Source organism: Danxiaibacter flavus, assembly GCF_041060425.1.
Taxonomy (GTDB): Bacteria; Bacteroidota; Bacteroidia; order Chitinophagales; family Chitinophagaceae; genus Danxiaibacter; species Danxiaibacter flavus.
In genome coordinates this window covers 915,036-931,872 of the sequence record NZ_JAULBC010000001.1, presented here as the reverse complement: position 1 = coordinate 931,872, position 16,837 = coordinate 915,036, and the positions used below count along the sequence as shown (strand labels likewise).

The following is a 16,837-nucleotide window of genomic DNA, read 5'->3' as shown; positions in this document are numbered from 1 at the left end:
AATCGAGCAGTCAATGAACTGCATGTTCTTTTTTCTAAGCAAAGTCTTCAACAATAACACTTTCACCAGAACCTTCCGCAAAGTCTCCACAAAGGCTTTTGTGTGTATGCCTGGGACTTTGCGTTCAGAAGAACAAACAAATTCACCATGTGTCATTCTAAAACTTATTAGATGCCTCTCACTTCATGAGCCGCCTCCAATTCGCAAAGTCCCTGCCTAACGCACATGGATTGGGAGGAGACTTTGCGGAGAAGTTCAAACCGCTTGGATTTGGCGAGAACTAAACATCATTTTCAGAGGCTTCTCCGCAAAGTCTCCATAAGAGCTTTTGTGCGTATGCCTGGGACTTTGCGTTTAGGAGAACAAACATATTCGTTAGGCGTAACCCGGTAACATAAAATGATACAGTTAAATAGTTAGATTTACGTCCTCCAACTCCATATAACTGGTTATCGCATATGCTCCCTGCTCAGCAGCTATATAATATTTGGCAGAACTATGTTCATATTGCTCTGGTAATTCTACAAGTCTGTTTTCTGATTTGCAAGGGTTCCAATGGATGTAATCCAGCTTCTGTATGATAAACTTTTCCGTTCTGCATTCTTTCCAATCAAATGACGGTTCAAATACTTCATGATGTTTGTTAAGCAACTTTTGAGTATTATTTACCATACCTTGCATTTGCTCAAGCACTTCATCACAACCCAGATTTTTTAAACGCCGCACAATTTCATATGCCATGAATCTTTTGCCATTACCAATGGTCTTATTTATTTGTTTACCAGTGTTGCGGAAGGCGATGATAGCATGCACATGATCAGGCATTACAACATAACCAATAATAAAATGTCCTTTTTGCTTCAGGACGTTAAACCAATTATACACAACATCATAACCATTTATTATCTTAAATAAAGGCAGCCATCTTGCACACGTAAATGTTATAAAATAAACCCCATCTGTTTCCGGAATGAGCTTTCTTACACTCATCGAGCTATATGTTTAATACTTTCAAATATAGAGTTAATGTATAATATTGAGTAAATGGCTTGCAGTTTATTGATGCCTGATTCATCTTAAAGTGATTAGATACACCTGACGAAAATAACCCTCTCTGATTTCGCAAAGTCCCTGCCTAACGCACATAGTCTGGGAGGAGACTTTGCGGAGAAGTTCGCACCGTGAGGATATGGCAGAACAAAGCATTATTTACAGAGGCTTCTTCGCAAAGTCTCTCTAAGCCCATTTTCTAGGCAAAATCTTCGACAATAACACGCTCACCAGAACCTTCTTTGCAAAGTCTCCATAGAGGCTTTTGCGCGTATGCCTGGGACTTTGCGGTTAGAAGAACAAATAAATTCGCCATGTGTGATTCTAAAACTTATTAGATGCGTCTCACTGCGTGAGCCTCCTCCGATTCGCAAATTCCCTGCCTAACGCACATGGCTTGGGAGGAGACTTTGCGGAGAAGTTTGCACCGCTGGAATTTGGCGAAGGCAAAACATTATTTCCAGGGGTTTCTTCGCAAAGTCCATTCCCACACACATTGGCATTCTTTCTAAGCAAAGTCTTCGACAATAACACTCTCGCCAGAACCTTCTTCGCAAAGTCTCCACAAAGGCTTTTGTGCGTGTGCCTGGGACTTTGCGTTTAGGAGAATAAATAAATTTAGCAGAACTATCAAATAACACAGATCATCACAGATTGCATTACAATCAGATGCTACTTGTTGTAGCTGTTTAATGTGCTCTAAAACGTATTAGATGCCTCTCACTATACGAGCCTCTTCCAATTCGCAAAGTCCCTGCCTAACGCACATAGTCTGGGAGGAGACTTTGCGGAGAAGTTCAAGGTGTGAAAGCGTACCAACAACACAAGTGAGACAACCAGATATTCATCTCATTTTAGATAATCGAGCAGTCAATGAACTGCATGTTCTTTTCTAAACAAATGAACTCCCGTTTCGTAAATATTACAAAGCCGCTTGAGGTGTTCAAGCGACTTTTATGATTGGTGCTTTTGCCATCATCTCCTCCTATCTCACGAAGTTCTTGCACTTCTATTACGATAAAAATCCTCACTTGTCTGCCGGGCGACACACGCTGCGCTAACATGGCCGCAGCAGTGAATGAGGCAAGAAAAAAAATACAACAGCAGCGCATATATCGAAGCAAAATCAAACGAGCCACTCGACAAACGGACTATTTGGTTTACTATTAGTATATACCGGCACACTTTGTTGTTGGTGTGCTTTCGCTCACTTACCTGCCCGACACACACAACAACGACGGCAGCGTGAGTGTGCAATACCAATAAGGGCGAAAGAATGCTTTGAACTTGTATTGTGATTAAATTCCTCACTTTTAGGAGAATAAATAAATTTAGTAGAACTATCAAATAACACAAATCAGTACAGATTGCTTTCTTTCTAAGCAAAGTCTTCGACAATAACACTCTCGCCAGAACCTTCTTCGCAAAGTCTCCACAAAGGCTTTTGTGCATATGCCTGGGACTTTGCGTTTAGGAGAATAAATAAATTTAGCAGAACTATCAAATAACACAAATCATCACAGATTGCATTACAATCAGATGCTACTTGTTGTAGCTGTTTAATGTGCTCTAAAATGTATTAGATGCCTCTCACTACACGAGCCTCTTCCAATTCGCAAAGTCCCTGCCTAACGCACATAGTCTGGAAGGAGACTTTGCGGAGAAGTTCAAACCGCTGGGATCTGGCGAGAACAAACATTATTTCAAGAGGCTTCTCCGCAAAGTCTCCCTAAAAGCCTTGTGAAAAAGCCTGGGACTTTGCGTTTTTGGAGGAGTACTATTGAAATAAAGAAGTTGACATACTCAACTGCATGAGCCACCTTTCTTTCTAAGTAAAAACTTCGACAATACCCCCCCTCACCAGAACCTTCTTCGCAAAGTCTCCACAAAGGCTTTTGTGCGTGTGCCTGGGACTTTGCGTTTAGGAGAACAAACAAATTCGCCATGTGTCATTCTAAAACTTATTAGATGCCTCTCACTGCATGAGCCTTCTCTGATTTCGCAAAGTCTCCTCCCAGGGCCATGTGAGCAGGGCAGGGACTTTGCGTTCAGGAGAAATAATATGAATGCATTTATCTTCAGCATCTTTTCATATACAATTTTTATCAAATAATTATATTAATCCCCCTTTTCCCAACAATTCAACTTCTCAGCGAATCAACTTATCTTCGTAAACCTTAATTCAACATGCTAATGAATAAAAATACCGTTGCCAAAGCTTACCTGCTTTTTGGATTGTTTACCTCTTTTATATACAGTCATTTGACTGCGCAGGTTCCGGTTACTTATACCAGCGCGGAAATTTATCAGCAACTAAAGAAATTAAATGTATTTGGGAGCGTGTTATATATAGCTGCGCACCCGGATGATGAAAACACCAGGCTGCTGGCATACCTGGCCAAAGAAAAACAATACCGCACGGGATATTTGAGCTTAACGAGAGGCGATGGTGGCCAGAATTTGATTGGCGACGAGCAGGGTATTGAATTAGGGTTGATCCGCACGCAGGAATTACTGGCAGCACGCAGAATTGACGGTCCTGAGCAGTTCTTTAGCCGTGCTTATGATTTCGGCTTTAGTAAAAATGCGGAAGAAGCATTGAAAATTTGGGGACACGACAAAATATTAAGCGATGTTGTTTGGGTGATTAGAAAATTCCGCCCCGACGTAATCATTACCCGCTTCCCCGGCGATGAGCGCGCAGGTCACGGACATCACTGGGCTTCGGCCTTGTTGGCGAATGAAGCATTCAAAATTGCTGCAGACAGTACAAAGTTCCCGGAACAGTTCACCTATGGTGTTCGTCCATGGCAAGCTAAACGCATTCTTTGGAACACTTTCAACTTTGGGGGCACCAACACAACATCTCCGGATCAGTTCAAAATTGATGTAGGTGTTTATAATCCGGTTCTGGGCAAAGGTTATGGAGAGATTGCTAGTGAGAGCCGCAGCCAGCATAAAAGCCAGGGATTTGGTGTTGCCCGCCAGCGTGGTGAGTCATACGAGTTTTTTACAACTACAGGAGGTTCTGCACCAAAAGAGGACCTGATGGAAGGGATCGTTACCACAACACAGCGGCTTGCTGAACGTGACTCCGATAATCAGCCAATGGCAACCAGCGGGGAATTCAAAGCCATTGCCACAGCAAATCCACAGAAAACACCAAACACCAACTACGACGCACTTCAATCAAGAATTGACAATATCATCAGCAATTACAATTTTGAGCATCCGGAACATTCTGTTGATAGTCTTGTATCTCTTTATAAGGCAATGCAAACATCATCGTTTGTAAACAGTCCGTGGATATTGCAAAAGCTAAAGGAGATTCAACAACTGATTGTTGCATGCAGTGGAATTTTTCTTGATGTTACAAGCAGCAGTGAGTATGTAGTTCCTGAAAGCGATATAAATCTTCAGTTCTTTGCTAATAAAAGAAACGACGTACGCGCGACACTTGAGAGCATTGTTGTTTCCGCATTCGATACAGCATTAAGAGTTGATCTTCCGGTTAACAAGAACGTGATTGTTTTAAAAAGAATGAAGGTTCCTGATCACAAAGAACCGTCTCAACCATACTGGCTTGAAAAACCTTTGGTTAACGGTGGCAGCTTTGATGTAGCCAACCAGTTCCTGATAGGCAATGCAGAAAACGGTCCTGCATATACCGCCACATTCGTGCTTAACATTAACGGACTGCGCCTTTCTGTAAACAGGCCGGTGCAATACAAATACACCGACCCTGTAAAAGGTGAACTATACCAGCCGCTGGTGGTAATTACACCGGTTATCACTTCTATGTCACCCTCTGTGGTTCTCACCAATATAAAACCGGGAAATGTTCTTACAGAGAATCCTACGCTAAAGGTTCAATACAAATCGAACATAAATGCAGCGAACGTTAAGGTTACCATTAAAATAAACCAGGAATCTTCAATCGTATACAGCAAAGACACCGTTGTAAATTTTGAAGAAGGAAAGACTTTTGCGGCCTTATTGCCGTTGAAGGAAATAGCCAAAAAAGATCTCGGTAAAAAACTGACTGTAGACATTATCGCAGGCATCAATGGAAAGAGACTGGTGTTTTCTCACTACCTGCGCACAATTCAGTACGATCACATTCCGCATATCAATTATTTCTATCGTGATGCAACAACACTCGTGAACGAAGAAATAAAAACGGCAGGCAAAAAGATCGGGTATATTGTTGGTGCCGGAGATAAAGTGCCGCAGTCACTCATTCAAATGGGTTATGAGCTGAAAATTTTAACTGAAGCTGAGGTTACAGACGAAAACCTGAAACAGTTTGATGCAATTATCACAGGCGTCCGTGCTTATAATGTGTATCCCTGGATCACATTAAAGTATGATGTTCTGATGAACTACATTAAAAATGGAGGCAACCTGATTGTTCAGTACAATACCAACAGCTCTGCCGGACCGTTTGATGCCAGGATCGGCCCCTACCCTTTCCTTATCAGCAGAACAAGGGTAACAGAAGAAAATGCCAAAGTGAACATTACACTTCCTGATAACTCAGCACTAAATTTTCCCAACAAAATAACTTCGAAAGATTTTGATGGCTGGATCCAGGAACGCAGCATTTATCACGCGGAGCAAATAGATTCACATTATCAGACGCCACTCTCCATGAAAGATTCGTGGGACAGTAACGAGAGTAAAGGCAGCCTGATCATCGCGCCCTATGGCAAAGGCAATTTTGTATACACCGGCATCGTGTTCTTCCGGGAACTACCAGCAGGTGTTGGCGGCGCGTACAGATTGATGGCAAATTTGATAGGGCTTCCGAAAAACAACTAGAATGTACGATGTACGATGTACGGTGTACGATGTAAGTATTTTCAAACCAGAATGTTTTAAAGTACGATTTACGAAGTACGAAGTACGCATGGTTCAGCTGGTTATTTTTTGGCTACAGCTTTCCATGTCAGAATGTGCGATGTTAGATGCCTGCCCGTACCGACGGCACGTTCGGGCGGGTACGATGTACGGTGTAGGAATTGTCAAACCAGAATGTTTTAAAGTACGATTTACGAAGTACGAAGTACGCGTGGTTCGGCTGGTTATTTTTTTACTACAGCCTTCCATGGCAAAAAGCTGGTAGCTGACAGCAGTGAGTATCAGATATGAGGTAGCAAGTTTTAGGTTTTAGTTCTCTGTAATTCAGGATTAAGATTCAGGGTGTAAAGTAAGTCTTGGACATTCGATATTTTAACAAATTCGATTTAATATGCCTCAAACCTTACGCCTTACACTTCACACCTATACCTGATACCTAATACCTTACACCTCACACCTGATACCTGACGCCTGATACCCAAGCTAAAAGCTAACAGCCGACAGCTAATAGCCAAAAATATTACCAGCGGTTGCGTTTACAAACATTATTTTCCGATTTTAGCGGCTTATTATGGAAAACAGGAGACAAGTAGGCATTGTGTTTTTAATAGTGCTTGGGGTTGCTTTAGGGTTATTGATCAAAAATGTCCGTGCCGGATTACTTATCGGTCTTATTATCGGATTGCTTGGAGGCGGCCTGGCCAGCGGCAGGAGAAGACGGAGATAATTGAAAATGTGCCAATGTGCAAATGTGCAAATGTGCAAATGGGCAAATGGGCAAATGGGCGAATGTGCAGATGCCGTGGCGAATGAATGGGGTAAGGCAATAAGTTGAAATCCAACATTTGCCTGATGCCTCAAACCTTACGCCTCATGCCTTTTACCTGATACCTGACACCTGATACCTTACGCCTAACACCTGACACCTCAAATCAACATATGAAAGAAAACATTCCTTTATTCAAAAAATGGCGAAGCTGGTACCTCCTGGTACTGATAGCATTGTTGGTAATGATTGTTTTCTTCTATTGGTTCACTAAACAATTTTCATGACTCAATTCGATTGGATTGTCTTAGTACTTACGCTTGCCGGCATTATTATTTATGGTCTGTATAAAAGCCGTACTACCAAAAATCTTGAAGGCTACTTCCTGAGCAACAGGAGCATGCCCTGGTATCTTATACTGTTAAGTATAATGGGCACGCAAGCCAGTGCAGTCACTTTTTTATCTGCCCCCGGACAGGCTTTTACTGATGGGATGCGTTTCGTTCAGTACTATTTCGGGTTGCCCATAGCAATGGTTTTGCTATGTATTACTTTCGTTCCAATCTTCAATAAATTAAAAGTCTTTACCGCATACGAGTTTCTCGAAACAAGATTTGATGTAAAAACACGAACCTTTACATCAGCACTTTTTTTACTGTCAAGGGGACTTTCTACAGGAATTAGTATATATGCGCCTTCTATCATTTTATCGGCGCTGTTCGGATGGGACATCTACTGGACCAACATCGTAATGGGTGGTTTATTGATCATTTATACAGTAACCGGTGGCGCAAAAGCAGTTGCGTACACACAGCAATTGCAGCTCATTATTATTTTCGCCGGAATGTTCATTGCCGGCTATTTTATCGTGCATAAACTGCCTGACGGGATAGGTTTTGTTGATGCTTTGAAAGTAAGCGGCGCAAGTGGAAAATTGAATGTTATCACTACCGGCTTTACAGAAAATGGCTTTGAATGGAAGGATCGCTACAACCTTATCAGCGGCATAATCGGTGGATTTTTCCTGGCGCTCAGTTATTTTGGTACGGATCAGAGCCAGGTTGGGCGTTACTTAACAGCAAAAGATACGACAGAAAGCAGGCTGGGATTATTGATGAATGGACTTATAAAAGTGCCGATGCAGTTTCTGATACTGCTAATTGGGGCGCTTTTATTTACTTTTTATCAGTTCAAAAGCGGCCCGGTTTTCTTCAACAGTGGCGTCAGCGAAAAAGTATACCAAACCGCTTATGGCGACACATTAAGAAAAATTGAACGGGACTTTGATCTTGCAAGCCAGCATCAGCAGAAATTGGTTACGGCATATGCTGCGGCTGAAAAAAGCAACAACGAAACCCAAACCGGTTTGTACCGCGACAGTCTGGCTTATTTCAATAATCATTTAAATATTATCAGGACTGATTATAAAACTTACTTAAGCAAGGCGGACAGTACAATTGATACGAATGACACAAATTATATCTTTTTACGCTTTGTGATCGACAACCTTCCAAAGGGTCTGGTAGGTCTACTTGTGGCCATAATTTTTCTTGCAGCCTGGGGCTCAATAGCAGCGGCATTAAACGCGCTTGCCTCCTGTACCATGATTGATTTCTATTGCAGATTCAATAGTCATCGAAAGGACATAATAGAAAACGAGCGCAGGCAATACCATCTCTCGCGATGGTTTACGTTGGGATGGGGCGTGTTTTGTATCGTGGTGGCGCAGTTCAGTAACCGGATGGGCAGCCTGATAGAAGCTGTAAATGTATTGGGTTCGTTGTTTTATGGTGTAATCCTGGGAATCTTCCTTGTTGCTTTTTACATGAAAAGAATCGGCGCCAACGCCGTGTTTTGGGCCGCTGTTTTGGGCGAAATACTGATAATAGCCCTGTTTATTCTCGACAAAAAAGGCATAATTGGCTTCGGATTTTTGTGGCTGAACGTGGTGGGAGCCTTAGCTGTAATTATATTAAGCCTTCTGTTTCAGGGTCGTAAGTCGGCTCAGGTCTCCCTGGTTAACACACGTTAGTTTTATTAAAATATAATATGGCATTGTTTTTATTATTAACAATGTTGCCTTATTTTGAGTTATTATCTTCGCCGCCGCAATGAAGAAACTGCACCATTCTATAAGAAAAAAAATTCTGGCGCTGGTAGATTTTTTCTACCCGCCGTTTAAAAAGTTTATTCCTCTGCAAACTTTTCGCTATGCTGCCTGCGGTGGAACAAACACACTTTTAGATATCATTCTGTTTTCGGTTAGCTATAATTTCATCCTGCACAAACAAAATGTCGATCTTGGAATTGTAACACTGAGTCCGCACATCGCCTCATTCTTCATGTCATTTTGTGTTACGTTTCCTTTTGGTTTTTATCTCAGCCGGTATGTAATATTCCAGGAATCGGGATTAAAAGGACATATCCAATTGTTCCGTTATTTTCTTGTAATTATTGGCTGCATCTTTCTTAATTACGTTTTTCTCAAACTTTTCGTGGATCACATGGGTTGGTATCCTACGATAGCAAAAATTGTTACTACTGTGTTTGTGGTGATCTTCAGTTATATCAGCCAGACTTATTTTTCATTCAAAACAAAGGTTGCCAAGTCTTAGAGCTATCAGCTATCAGCTATCAGCTATTAGCAATTCAATGTCGTTTAGTTAAGCAGGCATCGTCAACTTTGGGAGATGTCGCCTATCGTCGACATGACGATCCGGGCTTGTCGGAAAAACTAATCACAACAGCACTGGTAACAAGTACATGATCATGTTGAATTCTTGAACCGCATCGTCACCTCGACGACAGGAGAGGTCTCCCGAATATTGATCTGATCGTGATACCTTATGCGTGTTAAATACTACAAACTCTTAACTAAACGACATTGCATCAGCAATTAGCTATTAGATCAAGCCGCAAAGTTTAATTACAAACGTCGCGGGGCATTGATTGTCAATGGCTTTATCTAAAGACTTACTTGTAAATACTCAATAAGAAAGGGTAGTATCAAATAAATGATATATGAGCTATTGGCTGCCAGCTTAGAGCTTTCAGCTGGCAGTGCAAAACCGGATTATAAACTACCCAATAAGAAGGGGTAGTATCAAGTAAATGATACTACCCCTCTTTTTTTCGGCCCCTATTTCAGCTAAACTTACTTAATACTATTCGAGCGATTGAATTTTTCCGCTTGCTGATTTACCACCTACAGACAATTTATAAATCAGCATTGAATTTGATGCAAAAGGAAGCGTGTACTGAACATCCCTTGCAACACCTGCATCAAGTTTACCTTCAAAAGCATTTCCCAGTTTTTGACCAGAGATATTGTAAACTTCCAAAACTGCCTTACCGGAAGTTGCAGAAACAATTCTAAAGTTTACTTTTTTCTGGAATGGATTGGGATAAGCTGTCACTTGTAAGCCGCTGCTGTTTTTGCTTGCGGAAGCAACTTTCTTATCCTTATTCACACTGGCCTGAGTAGTGCTCTTTTGTGTTGTAGCCCTTACAGGTTTTTGAACAGATGCTGTTTTCACTTTTGTAAGAGGAGCAACATTCTGAACGAAAGTAATGTGCTGTACACAAGTACCAATGTTACCCGCACCGTCTATAGCAGTCCATGTACGATCTATATTTGTGCTGCCAGGGCATGCTGAACCTGCAACCGGAGCATCAGTATAGAATATATTGATTTCTGCTGCAGAAGAGCAATTGTCTGAAGCTGTAGCTGTTCCGGTGTTAGACGGATCAGTTGATTCACCACATGACAATACTTTATCTGACGGACAACTAACAATTGGCGCTGTTCGATCTGTTACAGTAATATGCTGTACACAGGTTGTTGTATTGCCACAACCGTCAGTAGCAGTCCATGTGCGTGTGATTAGTGTGTAGCAATTTTGAGAACTGTTTACATCCTTATGTGTGAGCGTAGGTTTGCCGCAGTTATCAGTAGCAACAGGTGTACCTGTAGCCGTAGTATCTGTAGCATCTCCACATTCAACTTTAACATCAGGCACACAAGCAATAGTTGGCGGAGTTACGTCCTTCACTGTAATTGTTTGTGTACAAGTATTAGTATTACCGCAGGCGTCTGTTGCCTTATATGTGCGGGTAATAATCTTAGGACAGCTGCCTGAAGCTTCGTCTTTTACAAATTCAACTGTAACTGAACCACTACAATTATCAGAAGTGGTTACTGACTTCGGATCTGGAGTTGGCACGTCTCCAGCACATTCTACAGTTACCGGAGCAGGACAGGTAATTGAAGGAGCAGTTGTGTCTATGAATGTAATGTGCTGTACACAAGTGCTAAAGTTACCGCATGCATCTGTAGCTCTCCATGTACGGTCAATACCTGGTATTCCTGCACAAGAAGCTGCAGTAGCTGCATCGGTATGAGTTATTATTACTGTACCGCCGCAATTATCAGTTGCAGTTGCTTTTCCTGTGTGTACTGTGTCAGTTGGTGCGCCACATGTCAATTGTTTGTTACCAGGACATGTGATCACAGGCTTGGTTGTATCAATGAACGTAATGTGCTGTACACAAGTACTGAAGTTACCACAAGCGTCTATAGCTTTCCATGTCCTGTCAATTCCTGCTTTTCCGTTACAACCCGCAGCTGTTGCAGCATCTGTGTAACTAATTGTTACAGTTCCGCCGCAGTTATCGGTAGCGGTTGCTTTTCCTGTTTTGGAAGTATCAGAAGCCGCACCGCATTCGAGTTGTTTATTTCCCGGACAATTAATCACTGGCTTTATTGTGTCCTTAACAACTACATCTTTACTGCAGGTGCTTGAACAGCCACTGGAGTTGGTAGTTGTTAATCCTAATGTAAATGATGCGTTACAATTATTGCCGGCTGTAACAGTTACAGACGAACTGCTGTCGCTGCCAACAATAGAGCCATTACCTGATATGGTCCATTTGAATTTAACACCTCCGGATCCGGTGTAGGTGTTTCCTGTTGTCCCCGGACAAAGTGGTCCGTCCGGCCCGGTAATACTACATGACGGGAATGGATTGATTACCACTGTTGCTTTTGCAGTTTTAATACAACCATTGCCACTATTGAAGGTATACGTAATCTCATAAGTTCCTGGTGTACTAGCTGCAAGATCTATTAACCCGGTACTGGCATTAATGCTAAGACCTGCAGGCGCAGAGAATGTACCTCCGGTAATACCGGTTAAGTCAACAGAAGCCGTACCTTTTGCGCAGAACGGTCCGGCATATTTGATGCTGGCCGAACCAAAAGTGAAGGAGACAGGTATTGGTTCAACAAAATCTTTCAGCGCAGCAGTTGAAGACGCTGACGCTTTTGTTTTTATCCAAAGCGTTTTAACGCTCAGGCCGGCACAGGCATCTCCTGTTGCAGCCAACAGTTTTGTGATATTAATAGCTGCTTCAACAAATGCAAATGGTTGATATGTGGTAGAACCAAAAGCCCCAAAAGGAACGGATTCATTAACACCATTGGTTAATGCAAAAGCAGTACCGGCGGGCGGAGTAAATTGAACAAACTCGTAACCGCCACCAGCCTTGGCTTTCCATTGATAAAAGAATACATTGGCCGCAACACCGCCGTTAGTGTATTCCATTGAAATAACCAGGTCATTGATGGTTCTGCCGCCGTTAGGACCGCCACCAGTGAAGCCGCCACCTGATGGATTTCTAGCCAGCGTATTCTGCAAAAATTCAAAATCTATGTAGCTTGTCCCACTTGTAGAAAGACGGTCACCACCAATTATGATCCACTGGTTATTATTGGAAGTGTCTCTTGATACGTGGTACATCGCGTTATTAATATCATTCTTATTCGGCGCAGTAGATTGGGTCCAATGTAAAGCGGGTATACTGTCGTCAAACTTACTTCCTGTTGTAAAGATAAAGTCCAGGTTACTGTTATATGCATCACGTTTAAGGCCCGTAGTGGCGCCAACAACGGCAACGCCAGAGTCTGTCAGCACAAAGCCACCGGTGCCTCCAGGCCCTGCTACCCAGTCACCCTGGTTAGCAGTAGGTGTGTTGGCTTTTAAACCACCGTCAATGCGAAATCCTCCGGCAGGCGGATAAACGGGCGCCAATTGCGCATATGACTGATAGGAATAAAGTAATATGGCGGTAAGCAAAAGCGGGACTACTTTTTTAAAGAAGCGACTTATTTCGTTACATCGCCCCCCTAAAAAAGGGATATGAATTTTTCTTTTATGAGGAGTAAACATAGATCACGGTTTTATTATAGTTGAGGTAATAGATAGCCCCTACACACATTAAACAGGAATGGTGTATAGGGCGGATTTGATTTTGAAAAGGGTATTTAAAAGGGCATAATATGAAAGATATTATGCCCATCTTCGCAAACGAATATGCCTCACGAAAAGAATAGTTGTTATGCAGAGAAAGGTATGAATACAAGAATTGACGGGCCGGGTTAAGAATTTAAACCGTGTATTGAAAGTTAGCTTCCGGGATAAGGAACATTCTTTGTTCTTTAAAGGGGTATAACAATACATAATAGTGTACGCTTGAATCCAAATGAAAAATTCTAATTACTAGAATACACACTATCACCCGTGGCGACAACGCTTCATTATCGAAACCAGCACTACATCGGTTACTTACAAATTGTGTTGCTCGTGGTTTTATTGCAGAGGATACCGGACAGTGAAGTATGGCGTGGACAGTAATGACAAGCGATAATAAGAACAAAAATTAACAACTTTTTTTTATTTATGCAATAGCGTAAATGCATTTATTTTTATTGAATCTATTATATACATTCAGCCAATCAGCAATTGAAGCGGGAAGCTATTTAACTGTGGATTTAAACAGTAAGCCAAAAGAAATATTAATCAGTTGGAATATAACAGAAGTAATTCTCATTTTTCTTTTTCTGCATCAAAGCGTTTTTCGGGTGAAAATCTGAGCACCGGTGGATGTATCATCTCCGAAAACTTCACCTTTCTTGCGTTCATTTACATCTGCGTTCATCTGAAAAGCAGGACTCCTGTATTCTTCAACATAAAAGACCAAAACAAATATGATCAGCGCTAAAGAGCAACAAATAAGATGCCTTGCCGTTAGAGCCAAGTTACCATGGCTCACCGTTCTGGCAGAACGCTAACGAAAAGCGTATCGCAACCTACCTGCAAATAATTCAATTTACTTGTAGCACGAAATGAGCATGTTTGTAATAACAAGCTGACTTCATCAATAATAGAAATATTTTTTTGAGTTAAACATTCTTTTATTTTTGCGCCCTATTTTTTAATCAGGGATTTTAAAATCTTAATCCTTAAAACGAAAAACTATGTCTCGTACCAGGCTCTCTGCAATTGCAGTTGCATTTGCCATGTTATCTACAGGATGTGCATCCATCGTAAGTAAATCTAATTGGCCTTTTTCAGTTGACACCAACCCGGCAGGTGCTGAAATTTCAGTGACCAATAGAAAAGGTATTGAAGTTTACAAAGGAACTTCTCCGGCTGCGTTCAAGTTAAAGTCCGGATCCTCTTTTTTTGCAAAGGAATCCTATACAATTACTTTGACAAAAAGTGGATTTGAAACTAAAAAAATGACGGTTGAATGCAAACTGAACGGATGGTATTTTGGTAACATTCTTTTGGGTGGCGTTATTGGAATGCTGATCATCGATCCTGCTACAGGCGCAATGTACAAGCTGGATAATCACGGTATTTTTGAAACGATGAAAACAAAATCTGCAAATGCATCACTTCAGATTATTGAGAAGGATCAATTATCAAAAGAACAAGAACAGCATCTTGTTAAATTGAACTAGGCTTTCAAAAAACATCGGTATTTTTTGGTTATTGGTGCGCAACTTTATATTGTTTGCGTACCAATAACCTTAAGATAGCAAATGATAGATCTACGGTCAGAATTACTATTAAACCTCCATAGTTAGTCAACGCATTATTGCATTAAAAACGATGTAACAGATACAAAAATACTCGCTTCCCTGGCGAACTTTAGAAAAAAAGCAGCTTATTACTCAGGTATGAACAGGATTGCATCAGCCACTACTACTCCATCTGCTTTTTCGTTATTTATTTCAACATAAGCTTTGCCCTCTTTTTTGAAACTGTATGCACCAAGGTCAATCCATTCACCGGACGTTTGCCCTTCGACCTTTATAGCTGATGCATCAACTGCATGGTCATGCTTGTTGTTCCCGTCAAAAATGGTGAAATGCGTATGTAACGCTGCATTTTCCAGCTTAGGTAAATAGCTGTAGACACGATATTTCCCGTCCTTTGGTATGTCAACGTTAAAACGAACGGAGCCCGCTTCTCCCCCCTTACTATCATTTGCATAAAGGGATGGTCCGTAAGAACCTCCTTTTTGTTTTTTCCAATTGCCGGTAACAACAACATGCTTTGTATCGTCATTATCCACAAGCACTTCCTGTATTTTTCCGTTAACCAACGGATTATCTAGTAATGATTGCTGTACTTTTTTAATATCTACATTCTGCACAGTTGTTCCCGTGTTAAGCGCTTCCACTGCAGCTACTGCGGCCGACTGTCCAAGCTCCATAAATACCGGCTCCATTCTTATGGAACCATATGCAATATGAGTGGCAGACAGGCAAACCGGTACAAAAAGATTTTTACATTCATCGGCTTTGGGAATAATAGATCTGTAAGATATAGGATAAGGACCAAAGCCCCCTATTTGCACATCCCCCTCATTCTTTACCATGCCGTTTACAACAATGCGCTGGCAATTATGGGAATCCATTGTATAAGCTGCCATCCCAATACCATCGGTAACGGTCTCGCGCGCTTCGCAATTCGCTTGTGTCATTATATAGGCGCCCTTCATTCTGCGGGCTTCTCTAATGTATAATTGAGGTGTCCAGTTGCCATTATCTGTGTATTCATCTTTCGGATACCCCCATTGCAACATCATATCACGCAAATGCTGCGGCATACGGCTATCATGACCCACGAAATACAAAAAACCTTTGGTATAGTTCTCATGCTTTTTAATGATGGCTTTTCTTATCGCAGCATCGCCTTCAGGATAATTATAGTTCTCACCGATCATATCTGTTGAAAATGCCCCATTGTTATTGATATCGGTTTTATGATTTGGCATCAGGTCTACCTTCATAATACCATTAAGATCTTTAGCAGGTCTTTTCTCCAGCACTCGCAATAATAATTCATAACGTGCAGGATCATAATCTTCAGGCCTGGTGATCTCTATGCGATTAGTGGGATCATTTGTCAGGCATATCCTGAAATTGTACGTCTGTACTTTTTTGTCACCGGCTCCAATTGTCCCTAACGGTTCAGGACTTATGCCCCACAAAAGTCCACTTCCGGGTTTGCCCGGTTCTTTGTAAGGATTAATGCTATCAGGGAATTGATGTTTTTCACGAAGTTGTATTCCGTTGTATGTTTCATTGTAATCCGCATTGGCTTCACGACCTACCATGTATGAGACACCGGCCTTTGCCATCAGGTCTCCTTCATATGAGCAATCAATGAACATGCCGGCTTTAACCTGTATATTTTTTCCGCTGTTTAAGTTCGTTACTTCTATTTCAGTAATTGAGCCATTCACCTTTTTTACACTCGCCAATCGGTGCTGAAGACGGATATTCAATTGGGCGTCATCAATGTATTGCTGAAAAATCTGCAGTGCAACTTTGGGTTCAAAGATCCATTGCTCAAAGCGGCCATAGTGTTTACCGATACGGCGATAATAATCTCTTGCCAAACCCGTAATGGCATATTTGTTGCCGATATCTGTATATCCGAGACCACCTGTTGTCAGTCCGCCCAATCTGTTACCGGGTTCTATCAATAATACAGTCTTGTGTAACTTCCTGGCAGTATAGGCAGCGATAACACCGGCAGAGGTTCCTCCATAAATGCATACATCAACTTTTTCGATTGATTGAGCAATTAAACGCTGTGTTGCAAAAATCAATATTAAGCAGAGCAATAAGCCTTTCTTATAAGCAATCATGAGGAATGAATTAATGATTTTTTTGAAAGCAGTTTTGTCAGAGGGATAAATATAAAGCTTTATTTTTTGGATGGCGCGAGGTAGTGTATGAGATTTGATTCAACAGCGGTGGGAAAAATGTCTTTACATAGCATATTGGAACCGTTTTCTCTTTTA

Annotated in this window: 8 protein-coding genes; 5 read left to right on the top strand and 3 right to left on the bottom strand. The window is 41.5% G+C overall.

Annotated features, from left to right (window positions below; genetic code table 11):
* Nucleotides 1-408: 408 nt before the first annotated feature.
* Complete coding sequence (locus QTN47_RS03540; protein ID WP_369327941.1) at nucleotides 409-990, bottom strand: transposase; 582 nt, start codon at nucleotides 988-990, stop codon at nucleotides 409-411.
* A 2,253-nt stretch (nucleotides 991-3,243) separates the two neighbouring features.
* On the opposite strand from QTN47_RS03540, the gene QTN47_RS03535 reads away from it, so the two are divergent.
* From QTN47_RS03535 to QTN47_RS03520, 4 genes are all read left to right on the top strand, one after another.
* A complete protein-coding gene (locus QTN47_RS03535) occupies nucleotides 3,244-5,871 on the top strand; it encodes a PIG-L family deacetylase (protein ID WP_369327940.1) in 2,628 nt (875 codons plus the stop codon).
* Nucleotides 5,872-6,481: 610 nt separating this feature from the next.
* Nucleotides 6,482-6,637 carry a hypothetical protein gene (locus tag QTN47_RS03530; RefSeq protein ID WP_369327939.1) on the top strand — a complete coding sequence of 52 codons (156 nt, stop codon included), beginning with the start codon at nucleotides 6,482-6,484 and terminating at the stop codon, nucleotides 6,635-6,637.
* Nucleotides 6,638-6,959: 322 nt separating this feature from the next.
* The gene (locus tag QTN47_RS03525) at nucleotides 6,960-8,708 is read left to right on the top strand and encodes a sodium:solute symporter family protein (RefSeq protein ID WP_369327938.1); all 1,749 of its coding nucleotides are present in this window, start codon (nucleotides 6,960-6,962) and stop codon (nucleotides 8,706-8,708) included.
* A gap of 79 nt (nucleotides 8,709-8,787) precedes the next feature.
* On the top strand, nucleotides 8,788-9,291 hold the full coding sequence (locus QTN47_RS03520; protein ID WP_369327937.1) for a GtrA family protein: 504 nt from the start codon (nucleotides 8,788-8,790) through the stop codon (nucleotides 9,289-9,291).
* Between the two features lie 549 nt (nucleotides 9,292-9,840).
* Here the strand turns inward: QTN47_RS03520 and QTN47_RS03515 are convergent.
* Nucleotides 9,841-12,903: an HYR-like domain-containing protein gene (locus QTN47_RS03515; RefSeq protein WP_369327936.1), complete on the bottom strand. Its 3,063-nt coding sequence runs from the start codon at nucleotides 12,901-12,903 to the stop codon at nucleotides 9,841-9,843.
* A gap of 1,088 nt (nucleotides 12,904-13,991) precedes the next feature.
* Between QTN47_RS03515 and QTN47_RS03510 the strand changes: the two genes are divergently transcribed.
* Nucleotides 13,992-14,480: a peptidase associated/transthyretin-like domain-containing protein gene (locus QTN47_RS03510; RefSeq protein WP_369327935.1), complete on the top strand. Its 489-nt coding sequence runs from the start codon at nucleotides 13,992-13,994 to the stop codon at nucleotides 14,478-14,480.
* Nucleotides 14,481-14,689: 209 nt separating this feature from the next.
* Here the strand turns inward: QTN47_RS03510 and QTN47_RS03505 are convergent, their stop codons facing one another.
* The gene (locus QTN47_RS03505; protein WP_369327934.1) at nucleotides 14,690-16,681 is read right to left on the bottom strand and encodes an FAD-dependent oxidoreductase; all 1,992 of its coding nucleotides are present in this window, start codon (nucleotides 16,679-16,681) and stop codon (nucleotides 14,690-14,692) included.
* Nucleotides 16,682-16,837 lie beyond the last annotated feature (156 nt).